We start from the raw sequence: 19,186 nt of genomic DNA, 5'->3' as shown, positions 1-19,186 counted from the left end.
TATCAAAAGGCTGGGGCAGGATGTTTAATTTTAGCAATTACGTTATCACTATCCGGATAAGGCATGTTATTTATACTACTTTTAAAAGGCTGTTCACTAAATAGGCAGTATCAATTGCTATATTAATAACATCTGGAGAAAGCATGAGTAAATTAACGGATTGCTGTTCAAATAACGACCACCCAAATGGACGTCGTGCTGTCCTAAAAGCGGCGCTGGGCATTACAGTAGCTGGTGTTATTGGAGGGGTTGGACTCGGGTTACCTCAAATAACCTATGCAGCAGCAATGACTCGAGAAGAACGAGATAAATTGACGCCAGATCAGATAATCGAAGGGTTAAAAGAAGGAAATAAGCGTTTTATCTCAGGAAAAATGCAACAGCACGACTATCTGGCACAAAAGCGGGCCAGTGCTGAAGGGCAATTCCCTACGGCAGTAATATTGAGCTGCATTGACTCCAGAGCGCCGGCAGAGATTGTTCTGGATACCGGGATTGGTGAAACATTTAATGCCAGGATTGCTGGTAACATCGCAAATGATGATTTATTGGGGAGCCTGGAATTTGCTTGCGCGGCAGCGGGGGCAAAAGTCATTTTAGTCATGGGTCATACAGCTTGTGGTGCGATAAAGGGCGCGATAGATAACGTTGAACTTGGGAATCTCACCGGCCTACTGCATAAAATTAAACCAGCTATCGACGCGACTCAATTTGAGGGGAGAAAAGTAGTAAAAATGGGAAGTATGTTGATGCCGTAGCGATAAATAATGTGCAAAACACAATTGATGATATACGAAAAAATAGCAAAGTAATCAGTGAATTAGAAAAAGAAGGCAAGGTTAAGATAGTCGGGAGCATGTATAACTTAAACGGTGGAAAAGTAGATTTCCTTATATAATAAACCCTACTTTCCCCCTTGATGTATTTCAAGGGGGAAAGTAGGGATATTTTCAGTTGCGAAGTTATTCTATGTATCTTGTTATTTTTTTTGTTTGTTCCTGAGTGTTGGTGATAATTAAAAATTGTGATTAGATAGTTTAAGTCAAAACGCATGATAATGCGGACATTGAACTACCAAGGTGACTGATAAGAACCTCTTAAATATAGTAGTTTGGAATATAACTCTGATAAAGCAATAAGTGAGTAATATGATTAATTGTAAAGCTAACGACATATAAATGTTATTGTTTTGCATTAGGTTTGAATATTATATTTTCCGCCACTAAATAATATTTATCGCTTGAGTTTTTTTGTTATTATTGTACTTTATTAAAACTGATTATTTGTTGTTTTTCAAATGAATAGAATTTACTTAAGCATTATAAATTATAATAACATTTTTTTAAGTATTATTTCATCACTAATATATTGTATGTTTGTATGGTTATTTAAAGTTTGTTATCTTGATATCGATATTATCTTTGGGTATCTCATTGAAACACCAGTGCAAAATTTAAATTAAAAGGCTATTTAACCATTAAATATAATTAAAATATATAATTTAATTTGTTTTATTCATTAAGTAAAAACAATAATAATCACTTGTTCCCTTATCACTTCTTTATTGTGATTAGTATTATAAATCGGATGAATATTGTTGAGGTCTCATATATGTATGTTGATACAGTCTCTGTTGTCTCTGGTAGTAAATTTATTGATATCAATGGGAAGGGTGTTATTGATTATGAAAAAGAGATGTCCTTAGACTGCTGTATGAACAAAATTCACTTTCATACACAAAAGTTGACGATCGATATTAATGAAAAGCAAAAAAGATTGGTTATGTGCTTATTCAATGATGTAAATAGAAAGCAGGACATCATAAAGGTTGTGTGGTACGAAAATCATAAAAGCATCTCTGATAATAACTATCATCAGCTAATTCATAAGTTTAGGGTGCATTTGAAAAACTCAGGCATTCCAGATGGAATTATAAAAACAATAAATAGATACGGACTAAGGTTAGACTCTGGAATATTGCGGACAGTAATGTCAAATAATACAAATGAGCGATTTGCAGGGTATGTCTAGTGTGCCATATTTTATTGTTCGCTTTTTTTGATTTTTCCTGACTATTTTTGAGAGGAAAGAGTGTTGTATTTATCAAGAGATATATCCATAACGCTCTTTCGTTTCTTTATTTTTAATATAAAGTATTTGATTGAATGGCTAATTATTTTTATTGTCATATATAATGTAGGGGCTGGGTTGAAAGGATTGCTGGTTAAAGATGAATTTGTACTTCCTGTATTATATGATGGCAATGTAGAAAGTGCTGAAGAGAAGAGCGAGATAGTTTTCGCTGTTGAAAAAATAAAAAAATTCGGAATGTTTACTAAAAAAACAAGTTAAAAAAAATGATAATTTTAATCGAGTAACTCCAGGTGACTACACGGGTGGAATAAGGCTATTAGGGACAATTAGTCATAGTGAAGAGATCAAGTCTATGGCTATTTTGGATGTGAATGGAGAGCATGAAACATATTATACCCACGATGTTTTTGACGAGGATACGACTAAAATAGTTAGGATATTATCCGGTCAGGTTATTATAGAGAGGGATGGGTCATACTATTCACTAAATATCCAATAATAAGGGCTATAGTATGTTTTTATTAAAACTTAACGTGGTTGTATTAACATTTATTTTTTCAATGGGGATAAAGTGTGCTGAGTTCTCTGTTTCATTTCGAGATGCAGATATAAAAGATTTTATTAATACGGTAAGCAAAAATACTAATAAGACCATTATCATAGACCCTCATGTTCAGGGGGTGGTTAGTGTTCGAAGTTATGAGTTATTGGATGAGGAGAAATACTATCAGTTCTTCCTCAATGTACTTGATGTTTATGGTTATGCAGTGGTTGAAATGCCACATAATATATTGAAAGTAATACCAGTAAAACGTGCGAAAGGATCAGTAATCACGAAACCAAAAGAAGATGGCGAACCACGCAGTGATGAGCTAATAAATAGAGTTATTCAACTTAAATATATATCATCAAAGAAGATCGCACCACTTTTACGCCAATTGAATGACAGTGGAGAACCAGGTGGTATTATTTATTATGAATCTTCTAATGTTATATTAATAACAGGTCGTGCCGCAGTGGTAAACCGTTTATATTCAATAATTAAGATGTTTGATCAACGAGATGATAGTGATATTGAGTTATACAAACTAAATTATGCCGTCGCCACTGATGTTATTAAATTGGTTAATGAAGTAATCAATCCAATGCATTCTACAAAGCAAGAACAGTATAGTCTTGGTAAAGCAATTGCCGACGAAAGAACTAACTCAATATTGGTGAGTGGTGATATTCATATTAGGAAAAAAGCCATTCAGTTGATGAAGCAACTTGATCAACAGCAGAATAGTTATGGAAATACCAACGTCATCTATATGAAGTATGCTCAGGCATCAAAGTTAGTGGATGTACTTAATGGCATTAGTCAGGGATTCCAAGGCGAGAAAAGAGACAAGTTAACAAATAAGCAGAGGGCGGGGGGATTTACAATAAGGGCACATGAACAAACGAATGCACTGGTTATTACCGCAGCGCCAGGGCTAATGAAAGAACTGAGCCAAGTCATCGATAAGTTAGATGTTCGGCGTGCTCAAGTATTGGTTGAAGCTATTATTGTTGAAACTCAAAATGGAGAAGGGCTTAATCTTGGTATTCAATGGGCTAACAAATTCTTAGGTGGTGTCAATTTTATCAAGAATTCTGGGGCTACAGCCAGTAGCAGTGAAAAGGGGATACCAATGATGATTGCCGGATTAACGGCAGGTTTCTATAAAGGAAACTGGGATGGCCTATTTAGCGCATTAGCAACTAATTCAAATAATAATATTCTTGCTACACCGAGTATTGTTACTCTTGACAATATGGAGGCTGAATTTAACGTAGGTCAAGAGGTTCCGGTACTGACATCAACGCAAACAACGGCGACAGATAAGGTATATAACTCGATATCAAGACAACCTGTAGGTGTAATGCTAAAGGTAAAACCACAGATAAATCAGGGTGATTCAGTCTTGCTTGAGATTAGGCAGGAGGTATCAAGTGTTGCTGATAGCACAGATACCAATACCAATAACTTAGGTTCTGTTTTTAATAAACGAGTGGTAAATAATGCCGTGCTAGTAAGAAGTGGGGAAACTGTTGTCGTTGGTGGATTATTAGATAAAAAAACCAATAGAATAATAAATAAAGTTCCATTTTTAGGCGATATTCCCTTGATTGGTGGTCTTTTCAGGCAAACTAAAGAAAAAGTTGAAAGAAGCAATCTTATTCTATTTATTAAGCCTACGATTTTAAGAGAGGTAGATGACTATAGTCTGGTAACCTCTGGTAAATATTCGGAATATAACGTAAGTAATAATAAAGAGTATTCTATAGCGGATGATATGAAATTAATTAATACGGCATTAAATTATGATATGGGTGTAAACTATGATGCTCTAACTGAACTTAGCAAGGATATAACTGATTTTTATACGCCGAGATGGGATTATGAACGATGAAAAGTATAACGATATTGCATTACCCCTGACATTTGACTGGGCAAGAGACAATGGTATTGTGTTACTTCCGATGGAGCGAGGATGTCAACTACTCTGCCGCCATTCCACTTCTCTGGATGCTATACTTGAAGGTAATAGGGTTGGCCAATATCCTATTGAATTAAAATTAGTTAGCGATGATGAGTTTAATAATAATCTTATTTTTTTATATCAAAAGAGTGCTGCGCAGTCATACCAAATTATAAATTCTATACATGATGATATTGATCTTTACTCTTTCGCGGGCGAGATATCTGCCCAGCAGGACTTGCTGAGCACAGATAATGAAGCACCTGTAATTAAGTTGATTAACACTATACTGATCGAAGCAATTAGAGAGCTGGCATCAGATATCCATATGGAATCTTTTGATAAAAAAATGATTATAAGGTTTAGGATCGATGGTGTATTAAAAAAGATATTAGAGTTGCAGCATCAGGTGGCGCTATTATTGGTTTCACGAATTAAGGTGATGGCAAAGCTAGATATTGCAGAAAAACGTATTCCGCAGGATGGTCGTATTACACTTAATTTAGTCAACAGAACTTTAGATGTGCGAGTTTCAGTTTTGCCGTCAAATCATGGAGAGCGTGTTGTTATGCGCTTATTAGATAAGAATAGTATCAAGTTGGATTTACACTCTTTAGGTATGTCTCTTGCCAATTGTACTGCCATGAAGGAGCTAGTTATTCGCCCTCACGGGATTATTCTGGTTGTCGGCCCTACTGGTGCGGGAAAAAGTACTACCTTATACGCAGCTTTAATGGGAATTGACTCGAATGAAAGAAATATTATGACTGTAGAGGATCCCATAGAGTTCGATATAGCAGGTATATCTCAGACACAAGTCAATTCAAAAATAGATATGACATTTGCACGCTGTTTGAGAGCGATGTTGCGGCAAGATCCTGATGTCGTGCTTATAGGAGAGATAAGGGATGTAGAAACCGCCCAAATAGCGGTACAAGCTTCACTTACGGGGCATCTGGTATTGTCAACGCTACATGCGAATAGTGCGATAGGTGCAGTAACCAGACTCAAAGACATGAATGTAGAGCCATTTATGTTATCAAGTTCATTACTGGCGGTTTTATCACAGCGGTTAGTGCGGAAATTATGTATAGCGTGTCGACAAGAATATGTATTTACGTCAGATGAACTACAACGTTTGAACGTTATCCGAGAAGGAGGTCTGACGGTTTCGGGATACCGAGCCTCCGGTTGTAATAAATGTAATTTAACAGGTTATCAGGGGCGAATTGCTTTACATGAACTCCTTATTATCAATAAAAATCTTCGAGAGGGTATTTATAAAGGATGCGGCGAGATAGAACTGGCTAATTTAGCACAAGAATCTATACGCAGTATCCAGCAAGATGGCGTAAATAAGGTTATTGCTGGGTTAACGACAATTGAAGAGGTGATAAGGATTAGTTTAGAGGACGAAAATGGCAGTATTTAAATATATAGCAATAGATAATAAAGGTATGGAGGTAAACGGTAATGTTGAGGCTGAAAATATACGAATAGCAAGATGTCTACTTTATAAAAAGAAACTATGTATTATAAAAATAAAGCTTTATTCTGACAATTCAATTTTAAAATTTAATAAATCCGTCAACAAAGAGGGCTTGGTACTTATAACGAGACAAATGGCTACATTAGTCAGTGCTAGTATGCCTTTAGATGAAGTGATGGATGTCATCGTAAAGCAGAACCCTAACAGTAAATTGACTAAAGTAGTTTGTGAAGTAAGAAAGAAAATCATTGAGGGGTATGCTTTCTCAGACGCATTGTCGCAATTCCCTGCTATATTCAGCCCAATCTACAAATCGTTGATTACAGCCGGGGAGTTATCAGGCCATTTAGGCATAGCACTTTCTCAATTAGCTGATTATATTGAGCAGAAACAGCAATTACAGAGGAAAGTAACTCAGGCACTCATTTACCCAGTCATTCTAATTTTAATGTCAATAATTGTTTCTATAACACTACTTGCTTTTGTTGTGCCTAATATAATCGAGCAGTTCGTATCTTCAGAAGAAGAATTACCTTTGTCCACCAGAGTGCTAATATTAATAAGTTATACTGTGAAGGAAAATCTCCTTGCAGCCTCAATAACTTTTTTTTCTTTTGGTGTTGGTATTAATCGTGCATTTAGAGTAAGTGAAGTGAGTTATCTTTGGCATCGATATTATTTAAAATTACCAATTTTAGGTAGGCTCAGCCTTGCTTTAAATATGTCTCGTTATTTAAGAACTCTAAGTATCCTTATTTCTAATGGGGTGCCTTTAGTAAAATCAATGAATGTGAGCAGTGCATTGATAAGTAATTATTATCTTAAAGAAAAATTACTTATCTCTACCCGATTGGTCTGCGAGGGATGCAGTCTTTCCTTTTCTTTAGAACGCTGTAGAGTTTTATCTCCTATGATCGTGCATATGATTACTTCAGGGGAGCGTAGTGGGAAATTGAATTCAATGTTAGAAAGAGTATCTCTGATTCAAGAAGATGAATTAACTGTGAGGATTAATTTTTTCATTGCCCTATTAGAACCTGTAATAATATTATTCATGGCGTCCTTTATATTTTTTATTATTCTGGCAATAATTCAGCCAATAATAGAAATTAATAATTTAATTATATGATTTTTAGAGGGATTATGACTGCTAAACTTGAGCATGGATTTACTTTGTTAGAAATTATGGTTGTTATAGTCATATTGGGTCTTCTTGCCAGCTTGACCATACCTAGTCTAATGTCTAATAAAAATAGAGCTGATCAACAAAAGGTATTAAGTGATATCGCTGCTATAGAGAATGCATTGGATATGTATAAACTAGATAATGGACATTACCCATTAGAGATACAAGGAATCAAGGCTTTGGTGTCAAAGCCTACAGTATTACCGGTTCCAAGGGACTATCCTCCTCATGGATATATTAGGCGTTTACCAAAAGATCCGTGGGGAAATGACTATCTAATGGTTAATCCAGGCAAGCATAGTCAAATTGATCTGTATTCAGCAGGCCCAGATAGGACTATGGAAACGGCTGATGATATAGGTAATTGGTAATTTATATTAACTTTTAATTATAAATAGGTTTTCTTTGCGAAAATACACTGGATTTACTCTGTTAGAGGTGATGGTTGCTTTGGCTATATTCGCCGTCTCCGGGATTAGTATTATGTATGTTGTTAATGAGCAATTAATAATGGTCAGAAACTTGGATAAAAAAATGATATGTTATTGGGGGGCAGATAACATTCTAACTGAAATGAAAATTAATGGAGTTAGACAGTCAGGAGAATGGTTGAAAGGGCGGGAAAGTATGGCTAACCGACAGTGGTATTGGCAGTCGAAAGAGGCTATATCCCATAATGAAAAGATCGGTATAATCATAATTGAAGTTCGTGAGTATGAGGGGGACGTTCCGCCATGTTCTTCACTTATGGGATATAGGGTTATCGATGGTTAGTCGTTTTTCCTATGGTTTTACTCTATTAGAGGCTTTACTGGCTATTATCATATTTACATTGATGAGTCTTACTGTCTACCAGTCCCTTTTGATTGTAACGAAAAGCAGTGCTACGATTAAAAATAAAACACATGAAACAAGAAAAATATTAGAAGTGATCGATACTATTGAACAAGACATTACTCATGTTACGAAATACTATCAAAAGACAGAGAGTCAGAACAAAGAAAGTCATCCTATTTATTTAGGGAGTGATAAGATAAATGAGGGTGTTAATGTTTATCTACTTAATCGTAAAAAAAATATTATTGATTTTATATCCCAATCCCAGACTGAAACTATCAGTTATAGATTTAAAAATAAAACATTAGAGAGAGTTGTTTATGTAAAATCAGAAAGGTTAAAACCAGATAAAGAGAAGGTTTCAATATTACTGGATGGCGTTAATGAGTTCAATATGCGAGTATATTATAATGGAAAGTGGCTTAATGAGTGGCGTGGTGGCGATGTTATACCCCAGGCTGTAGAGGTGATAATTAAGTTAAAAAATTACGGGTTATTACGGAGGGTGATTATTCCATTGAATTATAAGGAGAAAAATGAAACAGTATGGCATGGCCTTGTTTTTTGTTCTTTCTATCATTTTCTTAATGAACTCACTGGTTTATATATCACATAATTACTTATTGGATGTTAAATATTTCTCTGAAATATATAGGCGTAAACATGAAAGTAAATGGCCACTGTTGGCAGTTGAACATGTTTTTTTAAAGAGTGCAGTTAAAGATTTATCAAAAAAATATTATTATAATAGGTTGTTACGGTTGTTTAATTTATCTGATGTCATGAAGTTAAATGATAAAGAGTATAGAATAAAAATGGTAGATGATACCAACTGTTTTAATACCAACTCTTTACCACTGAGTTTAACGGGTAACAAGACGCTTATCGAAAGTTATCATTGGCAGGTTTTTAATAAATTGTTATTAGCCAGTGGCGTAAGTGAAAAAAAAACAAAAGACATTATTACTTTCATCATTGAACGTGTTTCTTTAATTAAAGAAAGTAATGATTTCTCGTTGGAGACAAGTCAATTAAGTAAGGAGAATATAATATATTATCTATCCTCACATAATGATGATATATATTCAAAGGTAGTGCCTATGCTATGCCATCGTAAGGATGATGAGCTTTTAATTAATATTAATAGCTTGGACATACGACACGTTAAATTTGTTAGGGCCATGCTGTTGAATATTATTAGCGAAAAAGATATTGAAAATTTAATATCATCAAGACCTGATGATGGTTGGAAAAGTAATTTATCTTTGTATAACTTTATTCATAACAGCTCATCAATATCAAAGGACGATATGAAAATTTTACAGAATATTATAATATCTGTATTTTTATCGGATAGGCACTATTCACGATTGTTATTATGGGCAGATGACTATGGTCATTATCAGTTGGTGAGTGATTTGCTCATTACTCGAGACGATATTACTGTTCTATCTCGAAGCTATATGAGTAAAGGATTATATCCTTGAGGAGGCATGACTTGCTTACAATTAGGTTAGGGAATACAGAATATGATCCTGTCTATTGGCGAGTGGATGCAAAGAATGATGATGAAATCAAATATGGTATATTGAGCAGTATATCAGAAATAAATAAACTTAATATATATTTAAAAAATTCGGTAAAAGTATTGGTGTCTTCAAGAAAAATAATTTTCCGTAAACTTACAATAACCAATGTCAAAGTTATAAGAAGTATTAGGTCCATTTCATTTGCCATAGAAAAGTCTATCGCAGATGATATAGATAAGTTTCATGTTAGTATCTTAAAATATGATGAGGAATTTCTGTATGTTGCTATTGTTGAACATGAATTGATGGAGTTATGGTTATATTTGTTAAGAACAAACGGTGTAATTATTGAAAGTTTAATACCTGATGTTTTAATTTTACCATTTATTAACGGTGAGTGGAGTGCAGTTAAGCTAGATGAGGAATGGATAGTAAGAAATAATGAGGTGTCAGGTTTTCTAGTTAGCGATGAACTGTTTGAGAAAATATATTCATTTTGGTATTCATCTACCCTAGTTAATATCATGAATGATTGTGATGTTAAAAATGTCAATTGGCGAGTTATACGAAATAAAGATCCACTGCATTTCATGGCTAAAGATATACAGAGCTGTAATAGTAGTTTACTGACTGGTAAGTATAAATTTCATGATGGGGCGGGTATCACTCATAGATATATATCCAGAGTTACGGGTTGGGGAGTGTTATTGTCGTTAATTATATGTTTGAATACATGGCATGACGGTTATAAAATAGCTCAAGCAACTGATATGTTAGATGTTTATTCTAATTTTTATTATAGCCAATTTCCTATTGTAAATGAAAGTGGAGATCTAAGTCGTAACGAATCTTCAGTGGACTTTATTAATCTGTTGAGTTATTTACTCGGTTATTTCGATGATAAAGACTTGGATATTGTTAGCTTTCATTTTAGTAAAGAAGATAAAGCGATTTTTTTCGATGTTGACCGTATTGATCCGAGTATGAAAATGGATTTTCCAGAATGGGCAGGTAATGAAAATGAAAAGATTAAAATATCTCAATCATATAATGAAAGTGGCAAAGATAGGGTGATTTTTAAGTATCCTTAGAAAATAAAGGAGGAAGGTATTAAATATCTCGTTATTAAAAATAGAAAGTCACTATTTATCTTGATTCTAATTATAACAGTTATTTTATTGTTCATGGTTGGTTTTTTTATGGATAACAATAATAATAAATTATTACAAGGTTATGATTTGTTAAATAATGAAATAATAAGACACTCAACCAGAGTGGAAAAGTTTAAACTAAAACCTATCTGCCATATCTACTTAGATGATGAGAGAAAGTACAGTATTCAGAAAAAAATATCTGAGTTACTTAGTTATCATAAGATTGCATTCGAGCTTATTTTTATATCCAGAAATAAGCTATCAATAAATATTGAATCTGCAATGTTCTCTGACCTGTTAGATATGCTAGAAGTTATTCTATATGACAAAGGAGTAGAACTTTATAAAGCAGATGTATATTGGCATGAAGACAGGGAGAAAGGGCATGTTATGGCTGATATCCTCTTAAATATAACAGCATGTTAAAAAGCCATGTGTGATAGTAGGTTGTTATATTAAACTATATATTAATCATGTTGTTAATTGACTCTGTTTTGAGTGGTAATTAGATATGTTTATTTTTATGGTATACTATTATGCTGCTTGAATGTTAATCCAATAAATATATCTCTAATTATGCCATTTTAGAAAGGCTATTATTCGGTATTTATACCATGTGATAACGTATTTTCGCTATTTATACAGTTATTTAATAAGGAAAGTATAACATAAATATACAGAATATTTTATGGCTGTTATTGTCAGGGGGGATAGTGTCGTCGTCGAACGATAAGCTTTCACTGTATTGTTATTTATACCGCCATATTTTATTTTGTTATAAAAATGCTATGGTAATAGGCTTTGCTATCTTATTTTTATGATGATTATATCTGGATTTTTTATTCTAAAATTCTTCTTTAAAATTGAAACCAACTTTCTGTTTCACTCGTGCTGATGGCTGTGAAATAACCTCTGCTATGAGGGCGCGAGCTCCTCTTTTCTTTAAATATCGCGCCAGATGTCTTGCTGCTACAGTTCCTCCTTCGCGAATAGTATTATCTGCATTAGGGTTTAAAACATAGTGTGGGTTTGTTGCGGTGGCAACTAATTCGACATCATGACTACTGAGAAAACGATCGGCTAAGGCAATAGTAATAATTTCTCCGCGTAGCTTGACGACGACATAAACTTCACCTCCTCTGCGGATCTTCAAGCGCCGCTGAATTATACCGGTGACGATTCGCCCTGCATGGGTAATGCTAGTATATTCATCGATTTCTTTATCACTTGGATCGGTTGGCATTTGGCTTGATTCATAATATGAGGCCCATAAAGCGGCCGTCCTACTTATATGTTGGTAAACAGATTCATTTTGCACAAGGCTGACGTTTGTGCCAGACGCAGATGCAAGCTCTTGCTCTATTGGGGTGGGTATTTCAATAATCTCCACTTCAAATGTTAATTCAGGATGAAGAACCCAATGGCCCTGCTCAAGAATACGTGGAATAGTTTCCTGATACGTATAATTATCGAGGTCTAACTCATATATACCAAGTAGCAATTGTTCTACTGCTTGTGGTGGCGATGCCGCTAATGGACTATCGTTACGGGTTAGATAATTAGCATAACTGAGTTGTGCATAATCAAATGCAGTTTTGAAATGCGTGGCGCTCTCTTGAGGAGATTGTAATGCCACTTGAGCGGTAACGCCTTGAATGAGTCGAGTCTCAATTTCTTTGTCTTTTACCTTACTGCCTGTATCGCCATTCTGAATTATTGAGTCGATGACCTCTCCAAAAAAATCAGCATTCCAAGTATCCAGATTACTGCCAAAAAGTAAGGTGAAATCAGTCAGTACTTCTAATGTCCATGTAATACAGGCTGGGCGAATTTGTCTAAGCTGGCGTGCTGATATGAGTGGATAGATTGAAACTCTACATGCTTTGGCTGTTGCTGGTAGCGAGATGGATTGCTTATTAAGGTTACTATAAATATAAATGAGGGACAGTTGAGCAGGTGTATCCTGTGGTATTTTGGCTGTTTCAGTTGGTGTTATTGGCACAGCTTCACCCGCAACATGTAAGGACTTTCCTTTATGATCATCCTGAAAATATTTAGATATATTATTTATAATTACATCTAGCTGATTACAACGGCCCTGCACAATGTAATTATATATATTTAAAAATGGGTTAGACCAACAAGCAACTTTTCCAAATCCATCTCTTTTAGACCAACTTTGCCCGCTGTCTGCCATCGCAATTGCCTTATTAATTATCAATGGTTCATCATTGTTTAAGTTTTTAATCGTAAGGGTTGCTGTGGTTTCATTCTCAGTGTCAAAGTTATAAGATATTAAAGGTGTTGCATGAATAGCCATTTCGTTAAATATTTCCATGTGCATGATCTGTATTTGATTACTGCTTATTTGAAATATCATTGCCAAGTTTTCAGTGTTATTATTTCTGTAGAACGATATCTCACTATTTCCTTCTAAGTTATCTATTATTATCTCATTCTTATTCACTGATACTATTAACTGGCTTCCTATGGTGACAATGAACTCTTCATTTTTAGTTTGAGTGTCAAAACTAAGTATTAACTGCTTATTAGGCAGTCGTTCTTCATGCCAAACCTCTCCAAATATCGCTGGAAGACTGAGATGCTGAGCATTTATTATTATACAGTTTAAATTACATTTTAGTCCTGACCATCCACTCGTTTTTATACTGCTTATTTCCTCGGTCATTCCTATTTTTAACAGCATGTTGTAGTCTATATTCTCCGTAAGCTCATAGAAGTTACCACCAAAATTATCACTTTCATATATTATCACTTGATTATTTTCGGGGACTGTTATTGATTCAATATTATCGTTTAAAACGGAAAGGACTTGAGTGTTATTTTTCATTCTTGATTTATTTTCATTGTATATATCTAATTCTCTTCCCGTGGATAAACAGATACCGTCACCAGTAAAGTTAGACAGTGAATAGAAGCAGCTGGCTGGCATTACTCTAAATGAACTGATTTCATCATTAAGACCAAGTTTGGCCAACTCGTCTATATTCATGTTTCTAGTTAGTTTGTATTTTATTCCGGAGTATTTATTATCTTTGTATACAATTGCTTCCATTCCAAAAGGAATCCTTATTGACGAAAATTTATCATTTAAATTCATGGGTAAATTTTTGATGTTGTCGCCTTGGTTCATGCATATGTGTTCACCATGATAGTTATCATCTTCATAAAAACAGATCTTGGGTTCATTAGATGATGCATTCTTTGATGTAAGAATGATAATTAACATGGATACTTCTAATATTTTCATTGTCATATATATCTCGCTATTGGTTTTATGTAATAACTATCACTTCTAGATTTATTTATGTTTGTGAGTGAGTGTCTTTTGGTGTTTTTTTTGTTACTTTAATTTATATAGCGATGATATATGAGAGGTTAAATGAGTGAAATAATAATTGGTGATATTCTATTTACACCAAAAAAGAGAGTGGTTAGTCGGAGTGGGAATGATACAAAAATAAGAAATAAAGAATCTGAAATTCTCACTTTACTTTGCCACCATTATCCTGACTCCATATCTCGCGAGGTAATTGAAAAGGAGATATGGACAGGAAGTTATGTGACCGATAATACTTTGACCCAAACGATCAGTAACTTGCGTAATGCCCTTGATGACAAAAACCATGAGTTAGTTATTACTATTCCCAAAAGGGTATAGTTTGGGGTGAAACCTAATTTTCTACCAGTGATACTCCTGTCATTAAAAACGTAGTGTTAGGCAATGTTGCAGGTGAGAGACGCAAATCGTTTCTCCGTGGTATTGATTTTTTTGATCTTAAGGTAACTCTGGCAACGCTATTATCTTGCTTCATTATTTTATTTTTATTGTCATATGATCATCATCAAGTGAAAGTGGTCGATGTTAAATCTTTACCCATCTTAATAAATTTGGATAAGGTTATTGATGCAAATTTTTTGTCTTCTTATCAACGTGAACCTTATGTTTTGTTAAAAAAGAGGGAGAATGGTGATTATATTGTTTGTCAGGTTTATGAGGGGGCTTTAGCATGCGAGAAAATATAATTGCACGATTTTTTGTGTGCGCTTTCATTGGTTGTATAACAGGGTGGGGGAGCGGGGCCTATTATTCATATTTACACCCAATGAAAGATATTGAAGGGTATTGGGAGATTAAGCATGTTTTAAATACATTAAAAGGTAAGTATCATATCTTCTCTCGGGTCAGTATTATGAGTCGAGACATAAACTCATCGGCTGATGTTTATGACAGTAATAACCTACTCGTTGCAAGACGCCATATTTTATTTAGTGTTGTCGATATTAAGAAAAACATTTTTGTTGGTAAGGTGTTATCTATGTCGATAATCAACGCAAATGATCAGCGTTTAAACTATTCTCTGAATACGCCCTATGATGTGAGCTATCCTATTTTTTATCGTTTAAACGCTAATACTCTTTTTTTGCAGCAATCCTTGGGGCACCCAGTGGATAGCCCCCGTTTACTAACACGCGTTGGTACATGATGTGTCCATTAGCATCTCTTTCCACCCGGATGGGTTACCGTAGTAGTGATTCGCTGGCAGAACACTTAATTTCCCTTGCGCGTCCTGCAATAAAAATGTCGGGAAGCCGTGTCCTGACACTTTTGCGAGCAAAGCGCGACTTTCAGCAATATGTTCTGCTGAGGTTTTTAGAGCCGCATTAAAGTTCTCGATAAACGTCTGGCTATCCAGTCCGATCTCAGTGGCAATGTCGACCAGAATAGGAACATCAGCAATACGGCGGCCTTCTATATAATGAGCTGTTTGAATACGATGGAGCATACTCACTCCGCGTCCGGCAAGCGCCTCCGCCGCCAGAATCGCGGCGATCGGTGGTGTAGAGTCCATGATCGCGGAGGTATCATTTAGTAGACGGTTAAAATAGTTGTCACCAAAAATCTGCCCGGTCAGTTCAGCAATACGTTTATCGTGAGGCATGACATAGCCACGCCACTGGCTATCGATCTGGCGGCGGTTCGGCCCCGACATCATGCCACCTGCGTGTAATTTAAGCGTCAGGTTTGGCATGTTTTGTGCCGCTTTTACCAATGGTGTTGCGCCATAACACCAACCGCATAGCGGGTCGAAAATATAGTGCAAAATTATACCGGACATCATGTGTTCCTTAATTCTTGTGCTTAAAGTGAAACTACTGCGGCCATTTCATTTCGTTTTTTAATACTTTGGCGCTGAGTTCCAAACTGGACTCGTCTTTCAGCTGAGGATAATGTTTTTTCATCGCAGCAATAAGTTCAGCGGAATTTTTGGCTTTAGGAATTTCTTTATTTAATGTAGTTAAATAGTTCTGGGTAAATGTCACTGATGCCAATGTTTGCGGTGCGTTATCCAGATAATGGCCTGGTACAACTGTCACTGGTTTTAAGGCTTTGATTTTTTCCAGTGTCGTCAGCCAATGCTGGCGTGACTCTGCTGTTTGGGTATCAGCAACCCACAGGTGGATATTACCGGATACCGCGACACCGCCAACCACCGCTTTTAATGAGGGTATCCAAACAAACGTTTTCTCAGGCGATGGCCCATCAAGGCCTTCAACTTCAATTTTTTGCCCATCGACGGTGAAACTCTTACCTTGCAATGCTTCAGGAACAATCACACTGCTCGGTGCATTTTCTTTCAGAATCGGTCCCCAATAGGCCAATTTTCCCTCTTTTGTTGCTTTAATTTCTTCAATTGTTTGCGGTGTTGCGATCACCTTGGCTTGAGGGAATGCCTTGGTGATGATATCCAAACCAAAATAGAAATCAGGATCAGCCTGACTAATATAAATAGTGGTGAGCTTTTTACCACTTTGTTGGATTTTTTTAATCAGCGCTTCAGCGTCATTGCGTTGAAATTGTGCGTCAATTAAGGCGACTTCAGTTTTGCCACTGATGATTTCAGACGAGACAGGGAAGATACTCTTCTCGCCCGGATTATAAACTTCCATTTTCAGTGGTTCAGCCGCGCTGGCGGTTGAGACGGCGGCGAATGTCGCCAGGCCAGCAAAGGTCATTTGTAATAGTGTTTTGTTAAACATATCGGTTTTCCTGAAGAGTGATTGGGTATGGGGTAGATAATAGATTGCATTAATTGATAGAAAAACCGGATAATAAGCAATTGTTTGTTGCTTAAATCGAGCTAATCATGGATAGAGTCACGGCTGCTGAGGTGTTTGTCGCGATTGTTGAACGCGGTAGTATGATTGCCGCTGCTGATGCATTGGCGATGTCACGGGCGATGGTGACCCGTTATCTGGCTGAGATGGAGCGATGGGCGGGAGCGCGGTTATTGCATCGGACAACGCGAAAACTGAGCCTGACCCATGCCGGTGAAGCAACTCTGGAACGCTGCCGCCAGATGCTTGAGTTCGCTCAGGATATGGCGGAGGGGCTTGAGCATGATGTGCTGAGTGGTTTGCTGCGTATCAGTTGTTCTCAGTCACTCGGGCAGAGCGCGCTGGTGATTGCGGTCACTGATTATTTGCGCCTTTATCCGCAAGTTGCTGTGGATTTGCAGATGAATAACCGTGCCATCAATCTGGTAGAGGAACGTATTGACCTCGCATTACGCATCACCAATGAGTTAGATCCTAACCTGATAGCCCGGCCACTTTCGACTTGTCATTCAGTGGTCTGCGCTGCGCCTGCCTACCTGTCACGGCAGGGCATTCCGCGAACACCCCCTGATCTGGCGGTACACAACTGCCTGACTTACTCTTATTTCGGCAAAAGTCTCTGGAATTTTGATTTGCAGGGAGAGAAATCAGTGGTCGCAGTGAGCGGCAATCTGTGTGCCAATGAGTCGGTGGTTTTACTGAATGGCGCTCTGGAAGGGGCGGGTATTAGTTTGCAACCCTGTTATTCTGCCGCACCCTATATCGCGAGTGGGGATTTGGTTCGGTTATTGCCGGATTATCAACCGCAGGCGATGGGTATTTACGGCATCTATACTTCGCGACGACAGATGCCAGCAGCATTGAGGACAATGTTAGATTTTCTGGTTGAGTGGTTTGCAACCAATCCCGGCTGGCTTAACTCTGCTTATCTGAAGCTGTAGCTGCTATGCCACTTGAAGTATGGCGGAATATAGGGTTATTGCTGCGTTATCCGCCAGCTACGATATAATCTTTTCCTCTTTTTCTACCAACTGCATCATGTCGGTTAATTAATCGTAACTGGCATTCTTTTGATCTGCCTGGGAGCTTGTATTATGCCTGTTGCGCTGCTGGCGTTGGCACTGTGTGCCTTTGCTATTGGGACTACCGAATTTGTCATTATGGGATTATTGCCTCAGGTGGCCGGTGATTTGCAGGTATCAATTCCAACGGCGGGTTGGTTAATCAGTGGTTATGCGCTGGGTGTTGCCATTGGTGCACCGATTATGGCGGTTTTGACGGCAAAACTGCCGCGTAAAAAGACACTGCTATTGTTAATGGTGATCTTTATCATCGGCAACCTGATGTGTGCGTTAGCCTACAGCTACGATTTCCTGATGTTGGCTCGGGTCATTACCGCCTTGTGTCATGGAGCCTTCTTTGGTATCGGTGCGGTGGTTGCTGCGAATCTGGTTGCACCCAACCGGCGGGCTTCTGCGGTGGCTTTAATGTTTACCGGTTTGACGTTGGCAAATGTGCTGGGTGTTCCGTTGGGGACAGCGCTAGGGCAGGCTTTTGGTTGGCGTTCCACATTTTGGGTGGTATCGGTTATCGGCCTGTTTTCACTGGCCGCACTGTACAGTAAGCTGCCATCGTCGCAACAGGAAGCACCGACCGAGTTACGCAAGGAGATAGCCGCTCTGCGTGGTGGTGGGATCTGGCTCTCTTTGTTAATGACGGTTTTTTTTGCTGCCGCGATGTTTGCTCTGTTTACCTATATCGCCCCTATTTTAACCGAAGTGACTCATGTATCAGAGCATGGTGTCAGTTGGACCTTGTTGTTGATGGGTGTTGGCCTGACACTCGGTAATATCGTCGGTGGCCGGTTAGCCGATTGGCGTCTTTCCGTCAGCCTGACCATGACATTTTTGTTGATTGCTCTCTTTTCTGTGCTGTTCAGTTGGACCAGCAGCTCCTGGCTGGCGGCGGAAGTGACGTTGTTCTTATGGTCAGCAGCGGCGTTTTCAGCAGTACCCGCTTTGCAAATTAACGTGGTTACTTATGGCAAGAAAGCGCCCAATCTTGTGTCGACGCTCAATATTGCTGCGTTTAATGTCGGTAATGCTTTGGGCGCATGGGTTGGCGGGGTGGTCATTGCTCAAGGGTTGGGGTTAACGGCTGTGCCGCTGGCGGCCGCCGCACTGGCGGTTATCGGCTTGTTGCTGTGCCTGTTTACCTTTTCCCGCGCTCGAGGGAGCAAGGAATAAATG

The 19,186-nt window shown here is 37.4% G+C and carries 17 protein-coding genes and 2 pseudogenes; 16 read left to right on the top strand and 3 right to left on the bottom strand.

Going from position 1 to position 19,186, the window contains the following annotated elements; all coding sequences use genetic code 11:
- The first annotated feature begins 143 nt into the window (after window positions 1-143).
- From YALDO0001_RS09955 to YALDO0001_RS09900, 12 genes and pseudogenes are all read left to right on the top strand, one after another.
- Window positions 144-898, top strand: a pseudogene (locus YALDO0001_RS09955) (carbonic anhydrase).
- 713 nt (window positions 899-1,611) lie between these two features.
- Entirely contained in the window at window positions 1,612-2,031 is a 420-nt protein-coding gene (locus tag YALDO0001_RS09950) for a winged helix-turn-helix domain-containing protein (protein WP_042546782.1), read from the top strand.
- 63 nt (window positions 2,032-2,094) lie between these two features.
- Window positions 2,095-2,352 (top strand): hypothetical protein, encoded by a 258-nt coding sequence (locus YALDO0001_RS09945; RefSeq protein ID WP_042839698.1) that lies wholly within the window; start codon window positions 2,095-2,097, stop codon window positions 2,350-2,352.
- 254 nt (window positions 2,353-2,606) lie between these two features.
- The gene (gspD, locus tag YALDO0001_RS09940) at window positions 2,607-4,532 is read left to right on the top strand and encodes a type II secretion system secretin GspD (protein ID WP_004702618.1); all 1,926 of its coding nucleotides are present in this window, start codon (window positions 2,607-2,609) and stop codon (window positions 4,530-4,532) included.
- Window positions 4,522-6,033, top strand: a complete 1,512-nt coding sequence (locus tag YALDO0001_RS09935; protein WP_042839697.1) for a GspE/PulE family protein — start codon at window positions 4,522-4,524, stop codon at window positions 6,031-6,033. Before gspD ends, YALDO0001_RS09935 begins: the two co-directional genes overlap by 11 nt.
- Window positions 6,020-7,219, top strand: coding sequence for a type II secretion system F family protein (locus YALDO0001_RS09930; RefSeq protein ID WP_042839695.1), 1,200 nt, complete (start codon window positions 6,020-6,022; stop codon window positions 7,217-7,219). The genes YALDO0001_RS09935 and YALDO0001_RS09930 overlap by 14 nt, the downstream gene beginning before the upstream one ends.
- Window positions 7,220-7,233: 14 nt before the next feature.
- Entirely contained in the window at window positions 7,234-7,647 is a 414-nt protein-coding gene (gene gspG / locus YALDO0001_RS09925) for a type II secretion system major pseudopilin GspG (protein WP_042839723.1), read from the top strand.
- Window positions 7,648-7,681: 34 nt separating this feature from the next.
- On the top strand, window positions 7,682-8,050 hold the full coding sequence (gene gspI, locus YALDO0001_RS22375) for a type II secretion system minor pseudopilin GspI (protein ID WP_156168286.1): 369 nt from the start codon (window positions 7,682-7,684) through the stop codon (window positions 8,048-8,050).
- Window positions 8,043-8,729 (top strand): type II secretion system minor pseudopilin GspJ, encoded by a 687-nt coding sequence (gene gspJ / locus YALDO0001_RS09915; RefSeq protein WP_042839693.1) that lies wholly within the window; start codon window positions 8,043-8,045, stop codon window positions 8,727-8,729. The genes gspI and gspJ overlap by 8 nt, the downstream gene beginning before the upstream one ends.
- On the top strand, window positions 8,650-9,600 hold the full coding sequence (locus tag YALDO0001_RS09910) for a type II secretion system protein GspK (RefSeq protein ID WP_082168166.1): 951 nt from the start codon (window positions 8,650-8,652) through the stop codon (window positions 9,598-9,600). Before gspJ ends, YALDO0001_RS09910 begins: the two co-directional genes overlap by 80 nt.
- Window positions 9,601-9,611: 11 nt before the next feature.
- On the top strand, window positions 9,612-10,733 hold the full coding sequence (gene gspL, locus YALDO0001_RS09905; RefSeq protein WP_004702605.1) for a type II secretion system protein GspL: 1,122 nt from the start codon (window positions 9,612-9,614) through the stop codon (window positions 10,731-10,733).
- A gap of 108 nt (window positions 10,734-10,841) precedes the next feature.
- Window positions 10,842-11,222 carry a hypothetical protein gene (locus YALDO0001_RS09900; protein WP_042839690.1) on the top strand — a complete coding sequence of 127 codons (381 nt, stop codon included), beginning with the start codon at window positions 10,842-10,844 and terminating at the stop codon, window positions 11,220-11,222.
- A gap of 418 nt (window positions 11,223-11,640) precedes the next feature.
- Here the strand turns inward: YALDO0001_RS09900 and YALDO0001_RS09895 are convergent, their stop codons facing one another.
- Window positions 11,641-14,073 carry a peptidase inhibitor family I36 protein gene (locus tag YALDO0001_RS09895; protein WP_004702601.1) on the bottom strand — a complete coding sequence of 811 codons (2,433 nt, stop codon included), beginning with the start codon at window positions 14,071-14,073 and terminating at the stop codon, window positions 11,641-11,643.
- Window positions 14,074-14,199: 126 nt separating this feature from the next.
- On the opposite strand from YALDO0001_RS09895, the pseudogene YALDO0001_RS22370 reads away from it, so the two are divergent.
- Together YALDO0001_RS22370 and YALDO0001_RS09885 are read left to right on the top strand one after the other, a co-directional pair.
- Window positions 14,200-14,843: pseudogene (locus tag YALDO0001_RS22370) on the top strand (winged helix-turn-helix domain-containing protein).
- Complete coding sequence (locus tag YALDO0001_RS09885; RefSeq protein ID WP_042546772.1) at window positions 14,828-15,304, top strand: hypothetical protein; 477 nt, start codon at window positions 14,828-14,830, stop codon at window positions 15,302-15,304. The pseudogene YALDO0001_RS22370 and the gene YALDO0001_RS09885 overlap by 16 nt, the downstream one beginning before the upstream one ends.
- Here the strand turns inward: YALDO0001_RS09885 and YALDO0001_RS09880 are convergent.
- Window positions 15,284-15,937: a DsbA family protein gene (locus YALDO0001_RS09880; RefSeq protein WP_042839689.1), complete on the bottom strand. Its 654-nt coding sequence runs from the start codon at window positions 15,935-15,937 to the stop codon at window positions 15,284-15,286. The two genes, YALDO0001_RS09885 and YALDO0001_RS09880, sit on opposite strands and share 21 nt — an antisense overlap.
- A 34-nt stretch (window positions 15,938-15,971) precedes the next feature.
- Window positions 15,972-16,859: an MBL fold metallo-hydrolase gene (locus tag YALDO0001_RS09875; RefSeq protein ID WP_004702594.1), complete on the bottom strand. Its 888-nt coding sequence runs from the start codon at window positions 16,857-16,859 to the stop codon at window positions 15,972-15,974.
- 107 nt (window positions 16,860-16,966) lie between these two features.
- Here YALDO0001_RS09875 and YALDO0001_RS09870 point away from each other — a divergent pair, with 107 nt between their 5' ends.
- Both YALDO0001_RS09870 and YALDO0001_RS09865 read left to right on the top strand, forming a co-directional pair.
- Window positions 16,967-17,878, top strand: a complete 912-nt coding sequence (locus YALDO0001_RS09870) for a LysR family transcriptional regulator (RefSeq protein ID WP_004702592.1) — start codon at window positions 16,967-16,969, stop codon at window positions 17,876-17,878.
- A gap of 153 nt (window positions 17,879-18,031) precedes the next feature.
- Entirely contained in the window at window positions 18,032-19,183 is a 1,152-nt protein-coding gene (locus YALDO0001_RS09865) for an MFS transporter (protein ID WP_004702590.1), read from the top strand.
- Window positions 19,184-19,186 lie beyond the last annotated feature (3 nt).

Origin of the sequence: Yersinia aldovae ATCC 35236, from assembly GCF_000173735.1 — a bacterium.
GTDB lineage: Bacteria > Pseudomonadota > Gammaproteobacteria > Enterobacterales > Enterobacteriaceae > Yersinia > Yersinia aldovae.
The sequence above is the reverse complement of the archived record's forward strand: the minus strand, read 5'-3'. Positions and strand labels throughout refer to the sequence as shown.

Bases quoted from the DNA above. Each gene is read 5' to 3' on its own strand.
- YALDO0001_RS09875 (WP_004702594.1), bottom strand. From the start codon at position 16,859: ATGTTTAACAAAACACTATTACAAATGACCTTTGCTGGCCTGGCGACA.
- gspD (WP_004702618.1), top strand. From the start codon at position 2,607: ATGTTTTTATTAAAACTTAACGTGGTTGTATTAACATTTATTTTTTCA.
- YALDO0001_RS09870 (WP_004702592.1), top strand. From the start codon at position 16,967: ATGGATAGAGTCACGGCTGCTGAGGTGTTTGTCGCGATTGTTGAACGC.
- YALDO0001_RS09865 (WP_004702590.1), top strand. From the start codon at position 18,032: ATGCCTGTTGCGCTGCTGGCGTTGGCACTGTGTGCCTTTGCTATTGGG.
- gspJ (WP_042839693.1), top strand. From the start codon at position 8,043: ATGGTTAGTCGTTTTTCCTATGGTTTTACTCTATTAGAGGCTTTACTG.
- YALDO0001_RS09910 (WP_082168166.1), top strand. From the start codon at position 8,650: ATGAAACAGTATGGCATGGCCTTGTTTTTTGTTCTTTCTATCATTTTC.
- YALDO0001_RS09885 (WP_042546772.1), top strand. From the start codon at position 14,828: ATGCGAGAAAATATAATTGCACGATTTTTTGTGTGCGCTTTCATTGGT.
- YALDO0001_RS09895 (WP_004702601.1), bottom strand. From the start codon at position 14,073: ATGACAATGAAAATATTAGAAGTATCCATGTTAATTATCATTCTTACA.
- YALDO0001_RS09935 (WP_042839697.1), top strand. From the start codon at position 4,522: ATGAACGATGAAAAGTATAACGATATTGCATTACCCCTGACATTTGAC.
- YALDO0001_RS09950 (WP_042546782.1), top strand. From the start codon at position 1,612: ATGTATGTTGATACAGTCTCTGTTGTCTCTGGTAGTAAATTTATTGAT.
- YALDO0001_RS09930 (WP_042839695.1), top strand. From the start codon at position 6,020: ATGGCAGTATTTAAATATATAGCAATAGATAATAAAGGTATGGAGGTA.
- gspG (WP_042839723.1), top strand. From the start codon at position 7,234: ATGACTGCTAAACTTGAGCATGGATTTACTTTGTTAGAAATTATGGTT.
- YALDO0001_RS09900 (WP_042839690.1), top strand. From the start codon at position 10,842: ATGGATAACAATAATAATAAATTATTACAAGGTTATGATTTGTTAAAT.
- YALDO0001_RS09880 (WP_042839689.1), bottom strand. From the start codon at position 15,937: ATGTCCGGTATAATTTTGCACTATATTTTCGACCCGCTATGCGGTTGG.